21 protein-coding genes are annotated in these 21,523 nt (G+C 39.7%); 17 read left to right on the top strand and 4 right to left on the bottom strand.

Annotated elements, in window-relative coordinates; genetic code table 11:
- Positions 1 to 78 precede the first annotated feature (78 nt).
- The 3 genes from guaA to H4J59_RS08680 all read left to right on the top strand — a co-directional run bounded on the left by guaA (position 79) and on the right by H4J59_RS08680 (position 4,242).
- Entirely contained in the window at positions 79 to 1,656 is a 1,578-nt protein-coding gene (gene guaA / locus H4J59_RS08670; protein WP_182238580.1) for a glutamine-hydrolyzing GMP synthase, read from the top strand.
- Between the two features lie 245 nt (positions 1,657 to 1,901).
- Positions 1,902 to 2,252 (top strand): RidA family protein, encoded by a 351-nt coding sequence (locus H4J59_RS08675; protein ID WP_182238581.1) that lies wholly within the window; start codon positions 1,902 to 1,904, stop codon positions 2,250 to 2,252.
- Between the two features lie 43 nt (positions 2,253 to 2,295).
- Positions 2,296 to 4,242, top strand: a complete 1,947-nt coding sequence (locus H4J59_RS08680; protein ID WP_259369453.1) for an ATP-dependent DNA helicase RecQ — start codon at positions 2,296 to 2,298, stop codon at positions 4,240 to 4,242.
- 260 nt (positions 4,243 to 4,502) lie between these two features.
- Here the strand turns inward: H4J59_RS08680 and H4J59_RS08685 are convergent, their stop codons facing one another.
- Together H4J59_RS08685 and ygfZ are read right to left on the bottom strand one after the other, a co-directional pair.
- Positions 4,503 to 4,997 carry a peptidylprolyl isomerase gene (locus H4J59_RS08685; RefSeq protein WP_182238585.1) on the bottom strand — a complete coding sequence of 165 codons (495 nt, stop codon included), beginning with the start codon at positions 4,995 to 4,997 and terminating at the stop codon, positions 4,503 to 4,505.
- Positions 4,998 to 5,005: 8 nt separating this feature from the next.
- The gene (ygfZ, locus tag H4J59_RS08690) at positions 5,006 to 5,974 is read right to left on the bottom strand and encodes a tRNA-modifying protein YgfZ (protein ID WP_259369454.1); all 969 of its coding nucleotides are present in this window, start codon (positions 5,972 to 5,974) and stop codon (positions 5,006 to 5,008) included.
- Between the two features lie 194 nt (positions 5,975 to 6,168).
- Between ygfZ and H4J59_RS08695 the strand changes: the two genes are divergently transcribed.
- Together H4J59_RS08695 and H4J59_RS08700 are read left to right on the top strand one after the other, a co-directional pair.
- Positions 6,169 to 6,420, top strand: a complete 252-nt coding sequence (locus H4J59_RS08695; RefSeq protein ID WP_182189911.1) for a succinate dehydrogenase assembly factor 2 — start codon at positions 6,169 to 6,171, stop codon at positions 6,418 to 6,420.
- Positions 6,362 to 6,859: a protein YgfX gene (locus tag H4J59_RS08700; RefSeq protein ID WP_310733178.1), complete on the top strand. Its 498-nt coding sequence runs from the start codon at positions 6,362 to 6,364 to the stop codon at positions 6,857 to 6,859. The genes H4J59_RS08695 and H4J59_RS08700 overlap by 59 nt, the downstream gene beginning before the upstream one ends.
- 38 nt (positions 6,860 to 6,897) lie before the next feature.
- On the opposite strand, the gene nadB is transcribed toward H4J59_RS08700, so the two are convergent.
- Positions 6,898 to 8,499, bottom strand: coding sequence for an L-aspartate oxidase (nadB, locus tag H4J59_RS08705; RefSeq protein WP_182238591.1), 1,602 nt, complete (start codon positions 8,497 to 8,499; stop codon positions 6,898 to 6,900).
- A 238-nt stretch (positions 8,500 to 8,737) separates the two neighbouring features.
- Between nadB and rpoE the strand changes: the two genes are divergently transcribed.
- From rpoE to H4J59_RS08765, 12 genes are all read left to right on the top strand, one after another.
- Entirely contained in the window at positions 8,738 to 9,316 is a 579-nt protein-coding gene (rpoE, locus tag H4J59_RS08710) for an RNA polymerase sigma factor RpoE (protein ID WP_182189908.1), read from the top strand.
- Between the two features lie 151 nt (positions 9,317 to 9,467).
- Positions 9,468 to 10,061 (top strand): sigma-E factor negative regulatory protein, encoded by a 594-nt coding sequence (locus tag H4J59_RS08715; RefSeq protein WP_182238593.1) that lies wholly within the window; start codon positions 9,468 to 9,470, stop codon positions 10,059 to 10,061.
- A complete protein-coding gene (locus tag H4J59_RS08720; RefSeq protein WP_182238594.1) occupies positions 10,058 to 11,083 on the top strand; it encodes a MucB/RseB C-terminal domain-containing protein in 1,026 nt (341 codons plus the stop codon). Before H4J59_RS08715 ends, H4J59_RS08720 begins: the two co-directional genes overlap by 4 nt.
- Positions 11,080 to 11,556, top strand: a complete 477-nt coding sequence (locus H4J59_RS08725; protein WP_182238596.1) for a SoxR reducing system RseC family protein — start codon at positions 11,080 to 11,082, stop codon at positions 11,554 to 11,556. The genes H4J59_RS08720 and H4J59_RS08725 overlap by 4 nt, the downstream gene beginning before the upstream one ends.
- 88 nt (positions 11,557 to 11,644) lie before the next feature.
- The gene (gene lepA, locus H4J59_RS08730; RefSeq protein ID WP_182189904.1) at positions 11,645 to 13,435 is read left to right on the top strand and encodes a translation elongation factor 4; all 1,791 of its coding nucleotides are present in this window, start codon (positions 11,645 to 11,647) and stop codon (positions 13,433 to 13,435) included.
- Between the two features lie 95 nt (positions 13,436 to 13,530).
- On the top strand, positions 13,531 to 14,451 hold the full coding sequence (lepB, locus tag H4J59_RS08735) for a signal peptidase I (RefSeq protein WP_182238598.1): 921 nt from the start codon (positions 13,531 to 13,533) through the stop codon (positions 14,449 to 14,451).
- 2 nt (positions 14,452 to 14,453) lie between these two features.
- Entirely contained in the window at positions 14,454 to 15,140 is a 687-nt protein-coding gene (gene rnc / locus H4J59_RS08740; RefSeq protein ID WP_310649779.1) for a ribonuclease III, read from the top strand.
- Between the two features lie 34 nt (positions 15,141 to 15,174).
- Complete coding sequence (gene era / locus H4J59_RS08745; protein WP_182134927.1) at positions 15,175 to 16,086, top strand: GTPase Era; 912 nt, start codon at positions 15,175 to 15,177, stop codon at positions 16,084 to 16,086.
- Between the two features lie 169 nt (positions 16,087 to 16,255).
- A complete protein-coding gene (gene recO / locus H4J59_RS08750) occupies positions 16,256 to 16,942 on the top strand; it encodes a DNA repair protein RecO (protein WP_182238600.1) in 687 nt (228 codons plus the stop codon).
- A 106-nt stretch (positions 16,943 to 17,048) separates the two neighbouring features.
- Positions 17,049 to 17,786, top strand: a complete 738-nt coding sequence (gene pdxJ / locus H4J59_RS08755) for a pyridoxine 5'-phosphate synthase (RefSeq protein ID WP_182238602.1) — start codon at positions 17,049 to 17,051, stop codon at positions 17,784 to 17,786.
- A 24-nt stretch (positions 17,787 to 17,810) separates the two neighbouring features.
- On the top strand, positions 17,811 to 18,191 hold the full coding sequence (gene acpS / locus H4J59_RS08760; protein ID WP_182134933.1) for a holo-ACP synthase: 381 nt from the start codon (positions 17,811 to 17,813) through the stop codon (positions 18,189 to 18,191).
- Between the two features lie 137 nt (positions 18,192 to 18,328).
- Positions 18,329 to 18,574, top strand: a complete 246-nt coding sequence (locus tag H4J59_RS08765) for a hypothetical protein (protein WP_182238604.1) — start codon at positions 18,329 to 18,331, stop codon at positions 18,572 to 18,574.
- An 18-nt stretch (positions 18,575 to 18,592) separates the two neighbouring features.
- Here H4J59_RS08765 and barA read toward each other — a convergent pair whose 3' ends face one another.
- Positions 18,593 to 21,400 (bottom strand): two-component sensor histidine kinase BarA, encoded by a 2,808-nt coding sequence (gene barA / locus H4J59_RS08770; RefSeq protein WP_182238606.1) that lies wholly within the window; start codon positions 21,398 to 21,400, stop codon positions 18,593 to 18,595.
- Between the last annotated feature and the right edge of the window lie 123 nt (positions 21,401 to 21,523).

The following is a 21,523-nucleotide window of genomic DNA, read 5'->3' on the forward strand; positions in this document are numbered from 1 at the left end:
GGCTGAGCAGTAACTCATATAGAGCGAACGCTCAGCCTGTTCATTTTATATATTTAAAAATAAAAGTAGGAAAACAACATGAGTAAAGACATTCATGATCACCGCATACTCATATTAGACTTCGGTTCACAGTACACCCAACTCATCGCTCGTCGTGTGCGTGAAATTGGGGTTTATTGTGAATTATGGGCTTGGGATGTTACAGAAGAACAACTGAAAGCGTTTAATCCAACCGGTATTATTTTAGCTGGTGGACCTGAGTCGGTTACTGAGCATAATTCACCACGTGCGCCAGAATATGTGTTTAATGCCGGTGTACCTGTTTTAGGTATTTGCTATGGTATGCAAACCATGGCTGAGCAATTAGGCGGCAGCGTTGAAAGCTCTGAGCAGAAAGAATTCGGTTATGCTGCGGTTGAAGTTATTACTAAATCTGCACTCTTTAATGCCATTGAAGACCATGTCAGTGAAAACGGTAATGCCTTGTTAGATGTCTGGATGAGCCATGGCGATAAAGTATCAGCTATTCCTACCGGCTTTATTACGGTTGCACAAACTCCTAGCTGTAAATATGCCGCTATGGTCAATGAAGAGAAACAATTTTATGGGGTGCAATTTCACCCTGAAGTGACGCATACCAAGCAAGGTTTACGTATTCTTGAGCATTTCGTTGTTGATATTTGTCAATGTGAAAAGCTTTGGACATCAGCGTCAATTATTGAAGACGCGATTGCCAAAATGAAAGCGCAAGTCGGTGATGATGAAGTCGTACTGGGCTTATCGGGTGGTGTTGACTCATCAGTTGTTGCCATGCTGTTACATCAGGCGATCGGTGATAAACTAACTTGTGTTTTTGTTGATAACGGTTTACTGCGTTTAAACGAAGGCCAACAAGTCATGGATATGTTCGGCGACCATTTTGGTTTGAATATCATTCATGTTAATGCCGAAAGCCGCTTCTTAGACCGTTTGGCTGAGGAGAGTGATCCTGAGAAAAAACGTAAAATTATTGGTAATGTTTTTGTTGAAATTTTTGATGAAGAAGCCAATAAACTCAGTAATGCTAAATGGTTAGCCCAAGGTACTATCTACCCTGATGTTATTGAGTCAGCTGCGTCAGCAACCGGTAAAGCACATGTGATTAAGTCACACCATAATGTGGGTGGCTTACCTGAGCATATGAAACTTGGCTTAGTTGAGCCATTACGTGAATTATTCAAAGATGAAGTGCGTAAAATAGGCCTTGAGCTAGGGCTACCTTACGACATGCTTTATCGTCATCCATTTCCTGGACCTGGTTTAGGTGTGCGAATTTTAGGTGAAGTGAAAAAAGAATATGCTGACTTATTACGTCGTGCGGATCACATTTTCATTGAAGAATTACACAAACATGACTTGTATAAAAAAGTCAGCCAAGCCTTTACGGTATTTTTACCGGTACGTTCAGTTGGCGTGATGGGCGACGCACGTAAATATGATTGGGTAGTTAGCCTACGTTGTGTAGAAACTATCGATTTTATGACCGCACGTTGGTCACATTTACCCTACGAGTTCTTAGGCCTAGTGTCTAACCGTATTATTAACGAAGTGGATGGTATTTCTCGCGTAGTTTACGATATATCAGGTAAACCACCCGCGACTATCGAATGGGAGTAACTGAGCCTTAAGCGCGTGAGAACATTCAACTCTGCGTTAGCAGTACTCAGTGAGTAAATTAGGCTCGGTGCTACTACCTTAAATTTGAATCTTCTTCCTGTGCTGATGACCTGAGTTATTTTTTATTAATATTATAAAACCCTAAGGTGTAAATCTTGGGGTTTTTTATGTACCAGTTGTTAGGGTATGCTGCGATCACATGGATATGTAGGCGCAGCGATTTTAATTATATCAAGGCGAGAATAATGACGATTGAAAGACTAGAGACTAAAGCGCGCATGAGTCGCGTAGTGAAACACAATGGCACCGTTTATTTATGTGGTCAGGTTTGCGCTGATGCCACTCAAAGTATTACCGAGCAAACACAAACTATGTTAGATAAGGTTGAGGCTTTATTGGTTGAGGCAGGTAGTTCAAAACAGCATATGTTATCAGCAACAATATACCTAAAAAACATGACTGATTTTGCTGCTATGAACACAGTATGGGATGCTTGGGTGCCAGTAGGTTTTGCACCTGCTCGTGCTTGCGTGCAAGCGGCCATGGCAAGAGATGTGCTTTTGGTCGAAATAAGTGTTGTTGCTGCTTTAATATAATAGACTAGACAGTAGATATTTAAGCAGTAGGGCAATTATGTTGATGTTACAGCAATCATTAAAAACTACCTTTGGGTTTGATGAGTTTAGAACCGGGCAAGAGCAAACGATAACGCAGTTACTTAATGGTGACTCTTCCTTAGCCATTTTCCCTACCGGTGCCGGTAAGAGTTTATGCTATCAATTAGCGGCAATAAATTTACCGCATTTAACCTTGGTGGTATCGCCCTTATTGGCCTTAATGAAAGACCAACTGGCATTTTTGCATACAAAAGGCATTGCCGCGGCCAGTATAGATTCAACCTTATCGTTTGAAGAGAGTCAGCAAATTACCCGTGACGTTCGCTCGGGTAAAATAAAAATTTTGATGGTATCAGTTGAGCGTTTTAAAAATGAGCGCTTTCGTCAGTTTATTGAAGCTATTTCGATTTCTATGTTAGTGGTAGACGAAGCACATTGTATTTCAGAATGGGGTCATAATTTTCGACCTGATTATTTAAAATTGCCACGTTATCGACAAGAGCTCAATATTCCCTTAGTGCTTTTACTTACGGCAACAGCCACTAAACAAGTTAAGCAGGATATGGCTGATAAATTTGCCATTACTGATGAGCATATAGTGCAAACAGGTTTTTATCGCAGCAACTTAGATCTATCTGTTTTGCCGGTCGCAGAAAAAGAGAAAAACCAAACACTGGTTGATTTAATTGGCCAGCACCAGGGCTGCGGTATTATTTATGTTACTTTGCAACATAGTGCTGAAAAAGTGGCTGACTTTCTGCAACAACAAGGTATAGCGGCAAAGGCTTACCATGCCGGCTTTAAAGATGATGTGCGCAAGCAAATTCAGCAAGACTTTATGCAAGGAAAAACCCCTATTATCGTCGCAACTATCGCCTTTGGTATGGGGATAGATAAAGCCGATATTCGTTTTGTTATTCATTATGATTTACCCAAATCCATTGAAAACTACAGTCAAGAAATTGGCCGGGCAGGTCGAGACAAAGCTAATGCTGCCTGTTTTACTCTGGCTAATCTTGATGGTATTCATACCGTAGAAAACTTTGTTTATGCTGACACGCCTGAGCGCTCAAGCATTGACTATGTGTTGCGAAACATACGTAACGAAATGCAAGATGGCCAATGGGAACTGCAAGTGCTGAGCTTGTCAAATGCCAGTAATATTAAACAGCTGCCATTAAAAACCTTATTGGTTCAATTAGAATTACTTGGGGTTATTGACGCTAAATTTAGCTACTTTGCTGATTTTAAATTTAAATTTGTTACGCCAAAAGCGCAAATCATCAGCGCATTTAATGCCGAGCGTAACGAATTTTTAGCACAAGTTTTTAATTGCGCAAAAATGAAGAAAATTTGGGGTGAGCCCGACTTTGATCTTATGTATTCGCGTTATCAAGCGCCGAGAAAACGTATTGTCGCAGCGCTTGAGTATTTAGCAGAGCAGCAGCATATTGTGTTGGAAACGAAAAAGGCTACAGAAGTCTTTAGTGTCAACATGGCGGCGTTAGAAAATAATGCTTTGGTCGACACGCTTTTTGATTACTTTTCTGACAAAGAGCAGGCCGAAATCGAGCGTATCACTAAGCTGGTCGGCTTTTTTCAAAGTGAAGATTGTTTAACTCAGCAGCTCTCGCAATACTTTGATGATCAACGTGCACCAAAAAACTGCGGGCATTGTTCTGTTTGTCGTGGGCAGGTGGCAATATTACCTTATTCAAGCAATCATCAAACGGTGAGTATTGACACAATTGCTCTCGGTATTAAGCAGTTGCAACAGCATTTTTCAACGTTAAAGTCTCCTGTCGGTGAATCAGCGCATATCTTGTCTACTGACACTATTTGTCGATTTTTGTCGGGCATGAGTGTGCCGTTATTTACCCGTGCTAAAGTTCGGCAATTAAGTTACTTTGGCGTTTGTCAGTACATGCGCTACAGCGAAATTAAAGCACAAGTCATACCTTTGCTATAATACCAATCTCACTAATTATCTGATCATTTTTACTGGTTAAAACAACCAACTACTGCGTTATTTATTTAATAATCAGCACAACTAGTTATTAAAATAAATGCCTTATATTTGGCCGTTTTTCCTGCGTATAAAGTAGACCACCTAATTAATGAAATTGTTATAACTTGTGCTCGCGAGATACCAGGCCGATCAAAAAAGGCACTTTATCAGTGCCTTTTTTAATATCAGCTTAGGCTAATCTAGCCTTGGATTCATAAATGTTAGTGATCGTGGCCACAACCTTCTTCACCTTCAACATGAACATGGCCATGCGTTAACTCTTCTTCAGTGGCATCACGTACTTCTATAATTTCAACATCAAACTTTAAGTCCATGCCGGCCAACGGGTGATTACCATCAACGGTAATCTCGTTTTCTTGTGCGTCAATGACGATAACGGTTTGTTCGCCTTCATCAGTCGTGGCGCGCAACTGGCTACCTACGTCTAAATCTTCAATGCCAGCAAACATTTCTTTGGGTACGGTTTGTACAAAGCCGTCTTCACGTTGTCCATAAGCATCGTCCGCACTGACTTCTACTTCAAATTTATCACCGGCTTTATGATCAACTAAGGCTGCTTCCAAGCCAGGGATCAGATAGTTAGAACCTTGAATTACCGCTAGTGGGCTGTGATCATAAGAACTATCAATTAAGGTGTCTTCGTTATCAGATACTGCGTAATGCAGTACAACAACTTTGTTGTCGGTAATTTTCATATTATGTCCTATTCAGTGGTTGTGCTTAATTTGTAAGGTAAGGGTATTATTGTTAGAGCTGAGTCTTGGGTTTTAATTCTTAGCGCTGTGCTATTATCAACATCGTTAGCTAAAACGCCTTGTATGTAGGTCTGCATATTACTGGCTTGATAAACCGCTAATACGTCACCGGCTTTACGCCAATTTTCACCAAGCTTTTTCTCGATGATATCACCGACGTTAGCCTCCATATCTTTGCCTGTTAAGGCAAAAAGCGCACGTTTGTTTTTACCTAAATATTGCATACGAGCAACAGTTTCTTGGCCTAAATAACAACCTTTAGTAAAGCTAATGCCATCGATTGCTTGCAGGTTTAGCATTTGCGGTACATATTCTGCGACGTACTGTTGAGAAAGCATGGGAAACCCAGCTGAAATCTCTAGTAAGTCCCAAAGCGCACCGTCATAGACTGGAAAATCAAAGGTGGCAGAAATATCAGCTAATTTATCAACTTTATCAATAATGATATAGCGACTAATGTTGCCAGCAAGATAAACCAAGGTGGTGTTATTTTCGTGTATGACGGGTGTAAGTGTGTCAGGCACTTGTTGAAATAATGTCGCCATTTTAGCTGATGCTTGCTCGCCTGCAATGGCTAAATAAGCCAGTTCTGTGTCTTGGCTTATCTCAACTTTAGCAAAGACGGCAAATTTCTTTAGTTCTGCTAAAGATTGCTCAATTGAACTTGTTGGTTGGAGTAGGAAAAATTTTTCTTCACGCTCCAGTAAACGAAAAGCAGAAAATACTTTACCTTTGGCGTTACAGTGCGCGCCAATAAGTAGCTTTGTCTGCGCCAAGGTGTCAACGTCACAGGTAACTTGCCCTTGTAGGTATTTGATTTGTTCTTGACCCGTTAAGGTAATGGCGCTAATACTATCAAGGTTGATTGCAAATACTTCTGGTAATTCGTTATAACTAGGTAAGTTATTATTCATCATATTCATCATCCGGCGATATTGCTAAAAAAAGGCTATTAACATCATAGGTGAGGACATTTATTCAGATTACAAGCATATAGCCGATTTTTCTGCTAATTTACTATTAAAAGTTTACTAATTTAAAGATCAATTCGTGGCTATTTTAACTTTGGATTTGTTAGAATATGGTGAGATTTTACTAATTAGAGTGATGTATGACATTAAAAGATAATAAACCTCGACTTCGCTGGGCTTGTCGACGCGGTATGCTAGAGTTAGATATACTTTTTATGCCATTTGTTGAAGAGGCTTACGATGAATTATCTAGTGAACATAAAGCTACTTTTGAGCGTTTATTAGAGTGCCAAGATCCTGAGCTATTTGCATGGTTTATGGGGCACGAAACTTGTGAAGACAAAGAGCTTAACGCCATGGTGCAGATTATATTACAGCGAGTTAAACTATAATATTAAGGTATCGCCTTCTAAGCATAGGGCGATATTTAACTTATTATTTTATTTCGGTTTTACTTATCTTACCTTAACCGTTCTTTTCGGAATTAGCTTTTGGCTTGGATTTTTTATGGCTGCTTTACTGGGCTTTATAATTTTTCTGTATCGCCAAGCCCCTGCGCCGCTAGCAAGTCAGTGGCTGATGTTATTTACCTCAAGCAAAGATAAAACTAAAGCGAACTTTGTTTTATCAGATACGGGTGAATGCCAATTTAACCATCAAAAATCTTTGCAAATATCGGCTAACTCACAAATTAATTTATGGGGTTATTGGTTGGTTTTTAGCAGCAGAGATGCCGTAACTGCTCAACACTTTATTTTCAAAGATAGCTTATCTAGCAAAGATCAGGCGCGTTTGGCTCGCACTATCTTGCGGGTAAAAAGTTACGGATGAAAAACGGTGACTGAAAAGTTACGGGTAAAAATGACTTATTACTCCACTGGTTTAAGTATAGTAATTTTTGCTTCTGTCAACAAATCAGGGAAGTCCAAGGTATAATGCAAACCTCGGCTTTCTTTACGATCTAATGCTGATCTAATAATTAATTCGGCCACTTGAACTAAGTTTCGTAACTCCAATAAGTTATTACTGACTCTGAAATGTCGGTAGTATTCTTCGATTTCACTTTGTAAAAGTTCGACTCGGTGCAATGCTCGCTCTAAGCGTTTTGTTGTGCGTACAATACCGACATAGTCCCACATAAATAACCGCAGTTCGTGCCAGTTATGTTGAATAACAACTTCTTCATCGGAGTCGGTAACTCGGCTTTCATCCCAGGCAGGAAGTGTTATGCAAGGTTTCGATATGTCTATTTTTTGTTCAATATCAATAGCGGCAGCTCGCGCAAATATTAGGCACTCTAGAAGTGAGTTACTTGCCATGCGATTAGCGCCATGTAGTCCAGTATAAGCGACTTCACCTATCGCATATAAATTTTCAATATCGGTTTGGCCCTGTTGATTAATCATGACACCACCACAGGTGTAATGAGCAGCAGGTACCACTGGCATAGGTTGTTTTGTGATGTCGATGCCAAGGGCAAGTGTGCGTTCGTAAATGGTTGGGAAATGCTGCTTAATAAAATCACTTGATTTGTGGCTAATATCTAAATACATGCAATCGGCGCCAAGTCGTTTCATTTCAAAATCGATCGCGCGGGCTACAATGTCACGCGGCGCTAATTCAGCTCTTTCATCAAAGCTAGGCATAAATCGGCTACCATCAGGGCGAAGTAGTAGTGCACCTTCGCCTCTTAGTGCTTCAGTCAATAAAAATGTACCCGCCTCAGGATGGAATAAACAAGTAGGATGAAACTGATTAAACTCCATATTTGCAACGCGGCAACCGGCGCGCCATGCCATAGCAATACCATCGCCACTGGCAACATCGGGATTTGAGGTGTATTGATAAACTTTACTCGCGCCACCCGTGGCTAAAATAGTTTTATGGGCAAAAATGCGCTCAACGTGTTCATCATTTCGATTCCATACATAGGCGCCAATACATTCACGTTCAGCATTGGCTTTATTTTTTTGATACACCAGATCAATAGCGTTATAGCGTTCAAAAATACGAATGCGAGGGTGATTTTTTACCTGTGATGCCAAGGTTGTTTGAATGGCTTGACCGGTAGCATCAGCTGAATGCAGAATTCTTCGGTGACTATGTCCGCCTTCTCGCGTTAAATGATAGCGAACGTCTCCATTAGCAGCAGGTACATCTTGATCAAAATCAACGCCTTTATCAATCAACCATTCTAAGCAGTTTTTGGCATTTTCAGCCGTATGTTGCACTATGGCTTCGTCGCATAATCCCGCTCCAGCGATTAAGGTATCAGCGACATGTGAGGCAATGCTGTCATTTTCGTCGAAGACTGCTGCTATACCTCCTTGCGCATAAAATGTTGAGCCTTCGTTAATTTGGTCTTTGCTTAAAATAAGCACGTCGGCATTTTTGGCCAGATGCAGAGCAAGCGATAATCCTGCTGCGCCACTGCCGATAATTAAAACGTCACAGTTGTGTTGTTGATTCATATATTCTTAAAATTAAGGTATAATAAACTATGACCCAATATAGCTTTTATTGCCGTTACAGAACAGCATAAAACTATTTTTATAAACAAAATTTAATTTTTTTCAATATTTATCGAACCTTTCAACATAAGGCTAGTCTCACTTATTGCGTTTGCCATGAGTTGTTGCGTTTGCTGCGAGCCAGATGTAAACCAGATGTAGATAAGTTAAATAATGGCAAGTAGGAGATGGAGCTCAAATGAGCGAACAAAACGTTGACCAAAAGTTGGTTGAGCGGGTGCAACGTGGTGATAAAAACGCATTTAACCTGCTAGTAATTAAATATCAACATAAAGTAGCAAACTTGGTTTCACGCTATGTTAAAAATCATAGTGATGTGCCTGATATAGTACAAGAAGCATTTATTAAAGCTTATCGAGCTTTACCTAATTTTCGAGGAGATAGTGCTTTTTATACTTGGTTATATCGCATCGCTGTTAATTGTGCGAAAAACCACTTAGTTGCTGGAGGGCGTAAACCCCCTGGCTCAGATATTGAAGTTGAAGATGCAGAGATGTATGACTCGGGTGAAGCGTTACGAGAGAATGCCTCACCAGAAAAATTATTACTGACCAATGAAATTAAAAATGTCATATTTAAGACCATAGAACAATTGCCGGAAGATTTGCGAACTGCGATCAACCTCAGAGAGTTAGAAGGCTTAAGTTATGAAGAAATTGCAACGGTTATGGATTGTCCTGTTGGCACAGTACGTTCAAGAATATTTAGAGCGCGTGATGCAGTCGATAAAAAAATCAGGCCATTGTTGCAGCAATAGTGTTACAGCAATAGAGAATGCAGCAACATTAAATGCAAAAATAGCAAGCTCAACAGCAGTACACGCAAGCATAATAAATATAGTATTAGCTGATAAAAGTTTAGTCTTTTGTTAGCTAATTAATGAAGAGTTATTTTTTTAAGGTGTCTTTATGAGTGAAAATAAGTTTGAGGCAGTATCATCGATTGTAGATAATGATCAACAAAACGATGAACTATTTGATGAAATCCTCAATGACTCACACTTGTCAGCAACCTGGCAACGTTACCATTTAATGGGTGATGTAATGCGCGGTGAAACTTCTGATGTTATTAATTTTGATCTGTCATCACAAATAGCGACAGCGATTGCTGATGAGCCAACGATTTTAGCGCCTCATACTAGCAATAACCTTGTTGGAAAATTAAAAGCGAAAGTGGTGCAGTTTGCTAAACCGTTTGGTCAAATGGCCATTGCAGCATCTGCGGCCGGTCTCATGGTCATGGGCGTACAACAAAATAGTGCTGATACCGATGCTTTATTGCCAGCTAGTCAAGTGGTTAAAACTATGCCATTTGGTGGTATTGCGGAACCCGTAAGCTTAAATTTTCAACAAACTAGCCGAAGCAGTGAAAAACAAGCTTTTGTTGAACAGCAAAGACGTTTCCAAGCACTATTATCAGATCATCAACAACAAATTAAATTAAGTTCAGTTGATGTAAACCATACACCACCACAAGATAAGGCTGAAGAATCAGCTAAATGAAATTAATATCAAGTCTGCTGCTATTGGTTACCATTAGCACATCAGTAGCAGCCAATGAAAACATTAGCCCCCCTGCAGCGGCCAATGAAGAAGACATTAGCACCCCAATAGCGGCCAATGAAAGCGAACAAGCTGAACCTTGGCTTGAGCGCCTCGCAACCTCTTTACAAACCCTTAACTTTAGTACGTCTTTTGTTGTTGTTAAAAACAATCAGGCAGAACCTTATCACTGGTTTCATGGTGTAGATGAAAGTGGTAATGAGTTAGAAATTCTCTCTTTGTTAAACGGCCCGCGCAGGGATGTTTTACGAAAGGACAATATTGTTAGTTATATCGAGCCAGAATTACCTCCATACTCAGTAACGTCTCATCAAATAACCGGTCCTATTCCTGCTGTTTTGCGCGAAGGTGTCACTGCGCTTGGTCAAACCTATGATTTTATCTCTGTTGGCCGAAGTCGTGTACTAGGGCGACCCGCGCAATTAATTCGTATTGTTTCTAAAGATGTCTATCGTTACGGACACTGGCTATGGTTAGACCAAGAATCTGGTATGTTATTAAAACTCGCCTTGGCAAATCGTACTGGGCAGTTATTAGAACAAATACAGTTTACCCATTTAGATATCACTAATGCTTTAAGTGAGAGTTTATTGCAATTACAGCAAACAAGTTTGCCAAAAGTTATTGAAATTCCAGCCGGATATCAAGAGCAAGTACTGCAATGGCAAGTTAAATGGTTACCTGAGGGCTTTAAACGTTTAAATGCCAATCGCCATCGAATTTCTACCACTAAAAAACCCGTTGAATTTATGCTTTTTAATGATGGTTTAGTCGATGTTTCTGTTTACGTAAATCCCAGTGAAGATACCCAACGTGCGACTGATTATGTTATGGACGGTGCAACCGTGGTATTGAATCAAGTGGTTAACGGCTTTGAAGTTAGTGTTGTGGGTAAAATTCCAGCAAAAACGGCAAAGGCCATTGCTGATTCTGTTGTTTTAAACAATCAGTCCACACCATGATAGAAGAACAAGCCACAGTCGTCGCTATTGACCATGACAATGTCACCGTGACCAGTTTGATAAAATCAGCTTGTGGTGGCTGTCAGCAAGTCGACAATTGTGGTAGTGGTCAGGTGGCGAAAGCTTTTCCACAGAAAAAGCTTTCGTTGACCTTAACATCTTCATTAGCCTTAGAACTTGGCGATAATGTCGTGTTAGGCTTGAATGAAAGTGCTCTATTACAATCGGCTTGGCAAGTTTATTTATGGCCGGTATTAGGCTTGTTACTTGCTTCTTGGTTTGGCCAATGGTTAGTGATTAACGCCATACTGCCTCATGAAATTTTTGCAATCTTATTGGGTATTACCGGTGGTTTTTGTGGCTTTATGCTAGCCAAAAGGCAACAAATAAAAAGCGCAACCTGTGCAAAATTGGCGCCAAAAATTATCCGTCGAGAAAATCAAAACATCATGATTACAGAAATCACTGATTGAATCGCAACAAAAGATAGCCCCAGCGCGCTAAATTCGCTAAAATCTCACCATTATTGAATTAACTATAAACTTATTTGACTTCCCATTTATGAAACATATTCGAAATTTTTCTATTATCGCCCATATTGATCACGGTAAATCAACGCTTTCAGATCGCCTAATTCAACATTGTGGCGGTCTACAAGAACGTGAAATGGAAGCCCAAGTACTTGACTCTATGGATATTGAGCGCGAACGTGGTATTACCATAAAAGCGCAAAGTGTTACTTTAGACTACAAAGCAAAAAACGGTGAAGTGTATCAACTCAACTTTATCGACACGCCAGGTCACGTCGACTTTTCTTACGAGGTTTCCCGTTCATTAGCGTCATGTGAAGGTGCTTTACTGGTTGTTGACGCCGGTCAAGGTGTTGAAGCTCAAACAGTAGCTAACTGCTACACCGCACTTGAGATGGAACTGGAAGTCATCCCTATTCTAAATAAAATTGATTTGCCACAAGCCGATCCTGAGCGTGTCAGTGAAGAAATTGAAAATATTATCGGCATTGACGCTACGGGTGCTGTGACCTGTTCGGCTAAAACCGGTTTAGGTATTGAAGACGTACTAGAAACTATTGTTGAGAATATTCCACCTCCAGAAGGTGATCCGGATGCACCGCTGCAAGCACTTATTATTGATTCGTGGTTTGATAACTACCAAGGCGTAGTATCCTTGGTTCGAATTATGAATGGCCAAATTAAAAAAGGCGATAAAATGGTGGTGATGTCGACAGGACAACATCATATTGTTGACAAGGTGGGTATTTTTACACCGAAACAAAAACCGACCGGTATATTAAAAGCGGGTGAAGTCGGTTTTATAGTTGCGGGTATTAAAGAAATTCACGGTGCACCGGTAGGCGACACAATAACTATCTTTAAAAAAGAAGCGCAAAAGGCTTTGCCGGGCTTTAAGAAAGTTCAGCCACAAGTTTACGCCGGTATATTCCCGATCAGTTCAGAAGATTATGAAAACTTCCGTGATGCTTTAAATAAACTTAGCTTGAATGACGCGTCTTTGTTTTTTGAACCTGAAAACTCATCAGCACTAGGCTTTGGTTTCCGTATTGGTTTCTTGGGCATGTTGCACATGGAAATTGTGCAAGAGCGTCTAGCTCGCGAATACGATCTTGATCTGATCACAACAGCGCCAACGGTAAATTATGAAATAGTTTGTACCAATGGCGATGTCATCTCTATTGATAATCCAAGCGATTTACCAGCAACAAATAATATTGAAGAAATTCGTGAGCCGATAGTGCAAGCGAATATTCTAGTACCTCAAGAGCATCTAGGTAATGTTATTACTTTATGTATTGAAAAGCGTGGTGTGCAAAAAGATATTATCTATCACGGTAATCAAGTTGCGGTAACTTATGAATTACCGATGGCAGAAGTGGTGATGGACTTTTTTGATAAGTTAAAATCAACCAGTCGTGGTTATGCGTCATTAGATTATAATTTCGTTCGTTTTGAACCGGCTGACATGGTCCGTGTTGATGTGATGATTAATAGCGACCGAGTTGATGCGTTAGCTATGATCACTCATCGCGCTAATTCTGTACCCCGTGGTCGTATGCTAGTTGAAAAATTAAAAGAGTTAATTCATCGACAAATGTTTGATATCGCTATTCAAGCTGCCATTGGTAATAATGTTATCGCTCGAACTACGGTCAAACAGCTGCGTAAAAACGTTACCGCAAAATGTTATGGTGGTGACATCTCTCGTAAGAAAAAATTATTACAGAAGCAAAAAGATGGTAAGAAACGTATGAAACAAGTGGGTAATGTAGAAGTACCACAAGAAGCGTTTTTAGCTGTGCTTAAATTGGATAAATAAGAATACCCAGTTGATTAATGATCTGTTCAATGAAAGAGTAGAGCATTTAAGTAGTCAACCTGGTATTAGTTTAATTATTAAAAGATAGGAATAATATGGCAGTTTACTTTTCAATATTTTTAGTCATTATTACCGCAATTACCGGCATTGTTTGGTTAGCTGATAAGTTTTATTTAGCACCGCAACGTCAGCTTAAGTTAGCAGATGCGCAAGCTCAATGTGCATCACCTTTAAGCGAAAACATTGTGGCTAAATTAATTGAGCCATCAGCATTAGTTGATACTTCGGTACAAATTTTCCCGGTTATTGCTTTTGTGTTGATACTGCGCTCGTTTATCTATGAGCCGTTTCAAATACCTTCGGGTTCTATGATGCCAACGTTACTTGATGGCGATTTTATCTTAGTTAATAAGTTTAACTATGGTTTGCGCGATCCCGTAGTACGTAATAAATTTTTTCAAGTTGGCTTGCCAGATCGTGGTGATGTTGTGGTCTTTAAATACCCACGAGATCCACAAATTGATTACATCAAACGTGTGATAGGTTTACCGGGCGATAGAGTGATATATAAAAATAAAGTTTTATATATCAAACCAGCCTGTTTGGCTTCTGATGCAAAATGTCCTGATTTTGAGCAAGTAAAACAAACCTTTAAAAATAAAACCGATTATAACGATGAGGGTATGCCGTTAACGCGTTACACCTCAACCATGGCTGATAAAACACATGACTTCTTAGTCAATGAGCAAATTTTACCGCGCACACAGCATTACTTTCAGCAAAGCGGTACACAAGCGAATGAGTTTTTTGTGCCTAAAGGTCATTACTTTGTTATGGGCGATAATCGGGATAATAGCCTAGATGGACGTTTTTGGGGTTTTGTGCCAGAAGAAAATTTAGTCGGTGAAGCGGTTGCTATTTGGATGAGTTTTGATTTTGATCGTACACCCGACAGCTTTATACCACACTGGATACCAACCAACGTGCGTTTTTCTCGAATCGGTGGAATTGAATAACTGTGTTACATACTCCTGCCGCGATTGCGCGGCTTTATAAAAAAATTGGCTATAGTTTTAAAGAGCCAAAACTATTATTACAAGCATTAACGCATAGAAGCGCTAAAGGTGCTCATAATGAGCGACTAGAGTTTTTAGGTGATTCAATTTTAGGTTTTGTTATTGCAGAGTCCTTATATCAAAAATTTCCAAAGCAGGCCGAAGGCGATTTAACGCGTATGCGTTCAAGTTTGGTTAAAGGTGTTACTTTAGCTGAGGTGGGTCGAGACTTTGACCTAGGTCAATATTTGATTTTAGGACCTGGCGAATTAAAAAGTGGTGGTCATCGCAGAGATTCGATCCTTGAAGATGCCATTGAAGCCATCATAGGTGCTGTCTATTTAGATGCCGACTTACCTACATGTCAGGCATTAATTCTCAGCTGGTTTGAACAGCGCTTAAGCGACATCAAGCCAGGCAATGAACAAAAAGACCCAAAAACACGTTTACAAGAGTATTTGCAGGGACGAAAAATTCCTTTGCCACAATATGATGTAATTAATACCACGGGGCAATCACACAATCAGCAGTTCACAGTGCGTTGCACAACAAGCGTAGTTGTGAAGGAAGTGATTACTAAGGGTAGTAGCCGACGTAAAGCTGAGCAATCAGCCGCTTTGCAGGTTTTAGAATTAATAGAACAAGCTTAATAGCTTGTTTGACATTTAAGTTGATAACTAGATTATGACAACAGAACAAACCTATTGCGGTCTTATTGCCATTGTTGGCCGCCCAAATGTTGGTAAATCAACATTACTAAATACTTTGCTTGGCCAAAAGGTCAGTATTACCTCACGTAAACCACAGACCACACGTCATAGAATATTAGGTATTTTAACCGAAGGTAATCATCAAGCGGTTTTAGTTGACACCCCTGGCCTACATTCAGAAGAAAAGCGGGCTATTAATCGTTTAATGAACCGTGCGGCCAGTAGTACCTTGGCAGAAGTTGGTACTGTAGTATTTTTAGTTGAAGGTACACATTGGACAAGTGACGATGAAATGGTACTGACCAAAATTAAAAACAGCGGTGCTCCCTGTGTATTAGTAGTTAATAAAATTGATAATATACCGGACAGAGACACTTTGTTGCCGCATTTACAGAAGCTAGGTGCTATGCACGATTTTGCTGATATTGTGCCGATTTCAGCGAGTAAAGGTGATAACGTTGAGGCGATTAAAAAAATATGCCTTAACACCTTACCCGAAGCAGAATTTTGGTTTCCAGAAGATTATATTACCGATCGCTCAAGTCGATTTATGGCCTCTGAAATTGTGCGTGAAAAGCTAATTCGCTTTACTGGCGATGAATTACCTTACTCAACAACAGTTGAAATTGAACAATTTAAGATTGATGAAAAAGGCATCTTGCATATTAACGCGCTGATCTTAGTCGAAAGAACGACCCAAAAGCGCATGGTTATTGGCAATAAGGGTGAAAAACTGAAAGTTATTGGCCAAGAAGCAAGACGTGATATGGAAAACCTATTTGAACGTAAAGTATTTTTAGAGACTTGGGTGAAAGTTAAATCAGGCTGGGCAGACGATGAACGTGCATTAAGAAGCTTAGGCTATGGCGACGATTACTCAGGTTAGTTTGATATATGCGGGCTAAATTTACTATTCACAAAGTAGTTGATTAAGCCTCGCCTACATAGAGTTAGGTATTTAGGTTTAGTTTGTAACTGTTACCTGAGCCAATAAAAATTTTATTTTTCGCTTTCTGAACAGTGCTTAAATGCCACTGGGCTAACTTGGAATCTAGATGCTAGAAACTACGCAGTCAGCTTTTGTGCTCCATAGTCGACCTTATCGAGAGAATCAGCTGCTAATTGATCTGTTAACTGAGCATGACGGCAAACTAGCGGCGTTAAGTTATGTCGGTCATTCAACAAAGTCGAGTCGTAAGGCCCTATTACAACCTTTTCTACCGATTAAAGTGACCTTGAAAGGGCAATACAACTTAAAGAGCTTAATTCGAGTTGAGCCGATTGGAAAATCTTTTCTTTTAAAGAAAAACGCCTTGTTCAGTGCTTTTTATATTAATGAATTATTGGTTAAGCTGCTTGGCGAAAATATTGCTTGCGAGGCGCTTTTTCAGCAATATAAAATGAGCTTAGAAGCTTTAGCACAAGCGAGCAATATTGAGATTTGTTTGCGAGAATTTGAATTGATGCTGATGGATGAACTGGGTCTTTCTTTTGATTTCTCATTAGTATTTGAGCATAGTGCAGAGGGCTTCTATTACTTACCAGACGAAGGCTTTATCCCAGCTTATACAAAATTAAAGCAGCCTTGTTATAATCGTTGGCATTTACAAGCGATTGCCAAACGTGATTTATCGACACCAGAAGTGCTCAATACCTTTAAAGCTTTGATGAGACAAGTGATTAATCATTTACTTGATGGTGTACCGCTCAATAGCCGAAAACTCTTTAGTAAGAAAGCATAGCAAAGCCATGATTAAATTTCTAAGTTAAAGCGTTAAACTTAGTGATGTAAAGTGTTAAAATTGATCCAGTAAACATTTAATCCAGTAAACATAATAGAGATTGTATATGAAAGATATTTTATTAGGTGTAAACGTAGACCATATTGCCACATTAAGACAAGCACGTGGCACTAATTATCCTGATCCTGTCTATGCGGCTTCTGTAGCCGAGCATGCTGGTGCTGATGGTATCACAGTGCATTTACGTGAAGACCGTCGCCATATCCAAGATAGAGATATTTATGTACTAAAGCAAACCTTACATACACGGATGAATTTTGAAATGGCCGTCACCGACGAAATGTTGGATATTGCCTGTGAAGTTAAACCCGTATTTTGTTGTTTAGTGCCGGAAAAACGTGAAGAGTTAACCACGGAAGGTGGATTAGATGTTGCTGGGCAACAAGATAAAATTAACGCCGCTGTAGCTCGCTTGGCAAATGCGGGTATACAAACCAGTTTATTTATTGATGCCGATAAAAAACAAATTGATGCAGCCGTACTCAGTAAAGCCACTTATATCGAAATTCATACTGGTCAATATGCTGATTCAGCAAGCGAAGAAGAGCAACAGCAAGAGCTTGCGCGCTTGGTTGAAGGCATTGAGTACGCTGATGGTTTAGGCTTAAAAGTTAACGCAGGTCACGGGCTTAATTACTTCAATGTTAAGCCAATCGCGGCGATACCCGAAATAATTGAGCTCAATATTGGCCACGCTATTATCGCCCGTGCAGTGATTGACGGTTTAGACAAAGCGGTTCGAGATATGAAGCGTTTAATGCTAGAAGCACGTTCTTTAGGGTAACTTAGTACTTCGGAGGGTTAAAGTTTGTCAGTTGTGGGTATTGGTACTGATATAGTTGATATTCGGCGCATTGCTAAAATGTCTGAAAATGCGCAGCAACGCTTAGCCAAGCGAATTTTAACGTCTGGTGAGTATCAGCATTATCTTACGTTAAAACAACCTGAGCGTTTTTTGGCTAAGCGCTGGGCTGGCAAAGAAGCCGCTGCTAAAGCGCTTGGCACCGGTATTGCTAACGGTGTTTCGTTTCAACATTTTGATATTGTGTCATTAGCGTCTGGGCAACCCACACTTGAGCTTAGTTTGCAGGCGTTAATGCTAGCTGAAAACCTAGGTGCTACTACATGGCATATATCACTTTCTGATGAAGTGAAATATGCCACAGCTTTTGTTGTATTATCAACATAGTTAATGACAGCAAGCTTAGTATGTAACGGCATGTGACAAAGTCACTGATAAATTATGACTTGGCAATTATATATACCCTATACTCTTATTAGGCTAAATGAATTTTTTTACCAGTAGATGTGGATTGGGGAGTTGATATGCCGTCGCAAAAAAATCCTATTCTTAATAGGCGAAAAGAAGTACCTGAGCAATCAATATGGTGGTCTAAACTCTCACTGGCACAAAAGTTTTCTGCCAGTAGTTTGGGGAGGTTTGGTTATGAACTCAGTTTTATTCGCAATAATGAAGGGCATAGCTTAGCCGTATTAAGGTCTGACTCAAGTATTGCGGTGATTACTGAAGATGGCGAGATTAATACCTCGCCAACTATAAAAATTCGTTAACGATTTACCTTGTTTACCTTAGTTTAATCTAGTGATATTTTCACTACCTACTTCAATATTGTTGATAAAATTTTCAGCTTCTTCTAGTACCAAATCTATTTGTTCAAAAAATTCAAAAAATTCTGGCTGTAGATCATCTAGGCCAATATCTCGTTTTAATTCTGTTTCAAGTTCATGAGTCACTTTCCCTAAACTGGGTACACCAGAGTAACAACAAGCGCCGTTAAGCTTGTGTATTAACACTTTTAACTGCTCAATATCTTGAGAGATAAGCGCTTCAGAAATGTTTGCCTTGCTTTCTGGCAAACTGTTGACCAAGCCAATAAACATATCTTTGGCTAACAGTTTTTTTTGTCCTGCTCTTTGTAATGCCAGTTTCCAATCAATAATTTTTGACTTAGAATCGTTAATAGCCTTAGGTGTTGGAGCAACAAGTTTAGGGTGATAAGCGAGTAATGTTGAATCACAATACTCATAAATACTATGATGCAGCATGGCTTCATCAATTGGCTTTGTAATAAAGGAGTTAAAACCATTGTCGAGTAATGTATCTTTTTCTTCGCCAAAGACATGTGCGGTCACCGCGATTATTGGGGTATGCTCATTAAGTGTTTGTTGACGAATAATAGCAAAAGCAGAAATGCCATCGAGTATAGGCATCTGTATATCCATAAAAATTAAAGCAAATTTCTCGTGTCGGCATAACTCTACTGCTTGAGCGCCGTCGGTGGCTGTGACGACATCTGTTACTTGTTCAAGTAACAGTTCATTGATCAATTTTAAATTGGCTTCATTATCATCAACTGCCAGTACTTTAATGGGTACTTTTTGTTCTGATACTGCCATTAAATTACTGATTTCTCGAATGGTTGTTGGAGCAAGCGTTTTTCTCAAGCGCTGTAATGTTATGGGTTTACTGAGACAAGTTTTAGCACCACTTGAAATTAACGCCTCATGTAAACTAGGTGAATTACTATTGATGGCTAAATGTATGGATGGAATAATATCTTTCAGGATAAATATAAATTTTTTCACGTCATTGAGCGCTGATGGTGTAACGTCATGGCCGATTAAAGCAAAGTCGAATGACGAGAGCAATTTTTTATTTGCCAGTAGTTCGTCCATATCACTGCGTTGGCTAATACAAGTCGTTTTCATTTGCCAACTTGCTAATATTTCACTGGTTGCTAAACGACTTGCGGCATGACGCTCATAATACAATATTGCCTTACCAGTCAGACTCTCAGGGGCAGGTAAATGCAAAGTGGGTATGGTGTTTATTTCACACTGGAAGGTAAACCAAAAATTTGAACCTTCATTTTCTATACTTTCAAAACCAATGCCACCGTGCATTTCTGAGACTAAACGTTGTGAGATAACCAGTCCTAAACCAGTTCCGCCATAAATCCGTGTCACACTTTTATCACCCTGGCCAAAGGCTTCAAAAATTGAATTTTTTTGCTGATTTGATATGCCGATACCCGTGTCTTGAACTGTTACCTTAATTTTATAGCGATTTTTGCCAATAACATGACCTTCAAGGTTAATATCCACTGAGCCTTTATCAGTAAATTTAATCGCATTACTGGCTAAATTAACCATCACTTGTTTGATACGCATTGCGTCACCAATCAGTGAGTCAGGTAATTGAGGGCTCACGCGCAATGATAATTCAATATTCTTTTTATGGGCACTGGGTGCCAGTAACGTCAGGGTTTCTTCAATGGATTCACGAATTGAAAATGGAATGTTTTCAATGATCATTTTACCCGCGTCAAGTTTAGAGAAGTCTAAAATATCATTAATAATGGATAGCAGGCTGGCCGCTGATCGTTCGATAGTTTGTAAGTGATCGCGCTGAGTGTCGCTTAAGGGCGTTTTTAACACTTGCCGGGTAAAGCCGATAACACCATTAAGAGGCGTACGTAACTCATGGCTCATATTGGCCAAAAACTCAGACTTTACCTTGTTAGCATCTTGCGCTTTACGCTTTGCAATATCTAACTCGACGTTTTGAATTTCAAATTGCTCTAAACTTTCACGTAAATCTATCGTGGCTTGATCAATACTACGTTGCATTTCATCTTGATAAGTGCCTAAAGATTGCGCCATGGTATTGATGCCATTTTTTAAAAAGTTTAGTTCACCAACAAGTTGCCCACTGATACGACTATCAATTTTTCCTTCTCTAATGCGGTCTATCGCTAATACCATTGATGATATCGGGCGGGTAACGCTATTAATGAGTTTATAGGCAAACAATGCACTGATGATAAAGCCAGCAAGTAAGATGAAAAATACTGTGATCAACAACTGTTGCTGAGCATATCTAATCGTACTCTTGTCAATGTGTATGGCGATATAGCCAATCACACTACTGCCTAAAGTGTCGTCACTGGTTTGTGTGGTAAATTCGTCAATAATGGGCGCGCGATAAATGAGGTCATCACCGAAGTCTTCATACTGAATACGTTTAGGCAAACTTTCTCCGGTTTTAAGACGCATGGCAAGGGTGTCACCGTGATAAGCACTGGTGACGAACACTTGGTTGTTGACAGTGAATATGGCGATGCTTTTTATAATGTCGGATTGACTACGGTGGCTAAAGCCTATCAGCGTTCTTAAACTATCTCTTTTTTTCGCTAATAATGGCTCAGCACTGCTAATGGCAAGAGGAGAAATGATGCTATTGGCACGTTGATAAATAAACTGATCGAGTTCGCTATAGCGACTATAGGATAAGTAGCCAGCAACAACTAAACTGATTAGGGTCGTAGGAACGACCGTAAGTAAAATTACCCAATCTTTCAGGCTTATTTTATGCATTTTTTGTTGAGCTTTAGTGTAAAATCATTGGGTTAATAACACTATAATGGCACAGTTAAGACTAATACCAAATAGTAATCGTTCACTATGGCAGCTAAGAGATAATTTATGCTGCTCCTTGAT

The sequence above is a fragment of the Colwellia sp. MB02u-10 genome (genome assembly GCF_014077185.1).
Lineage (GTDB): Bacteria > Pseudomonadota > Gammaproteobacteria > Enterobacterales > Alteromonadaceae > Cognaticolwellia.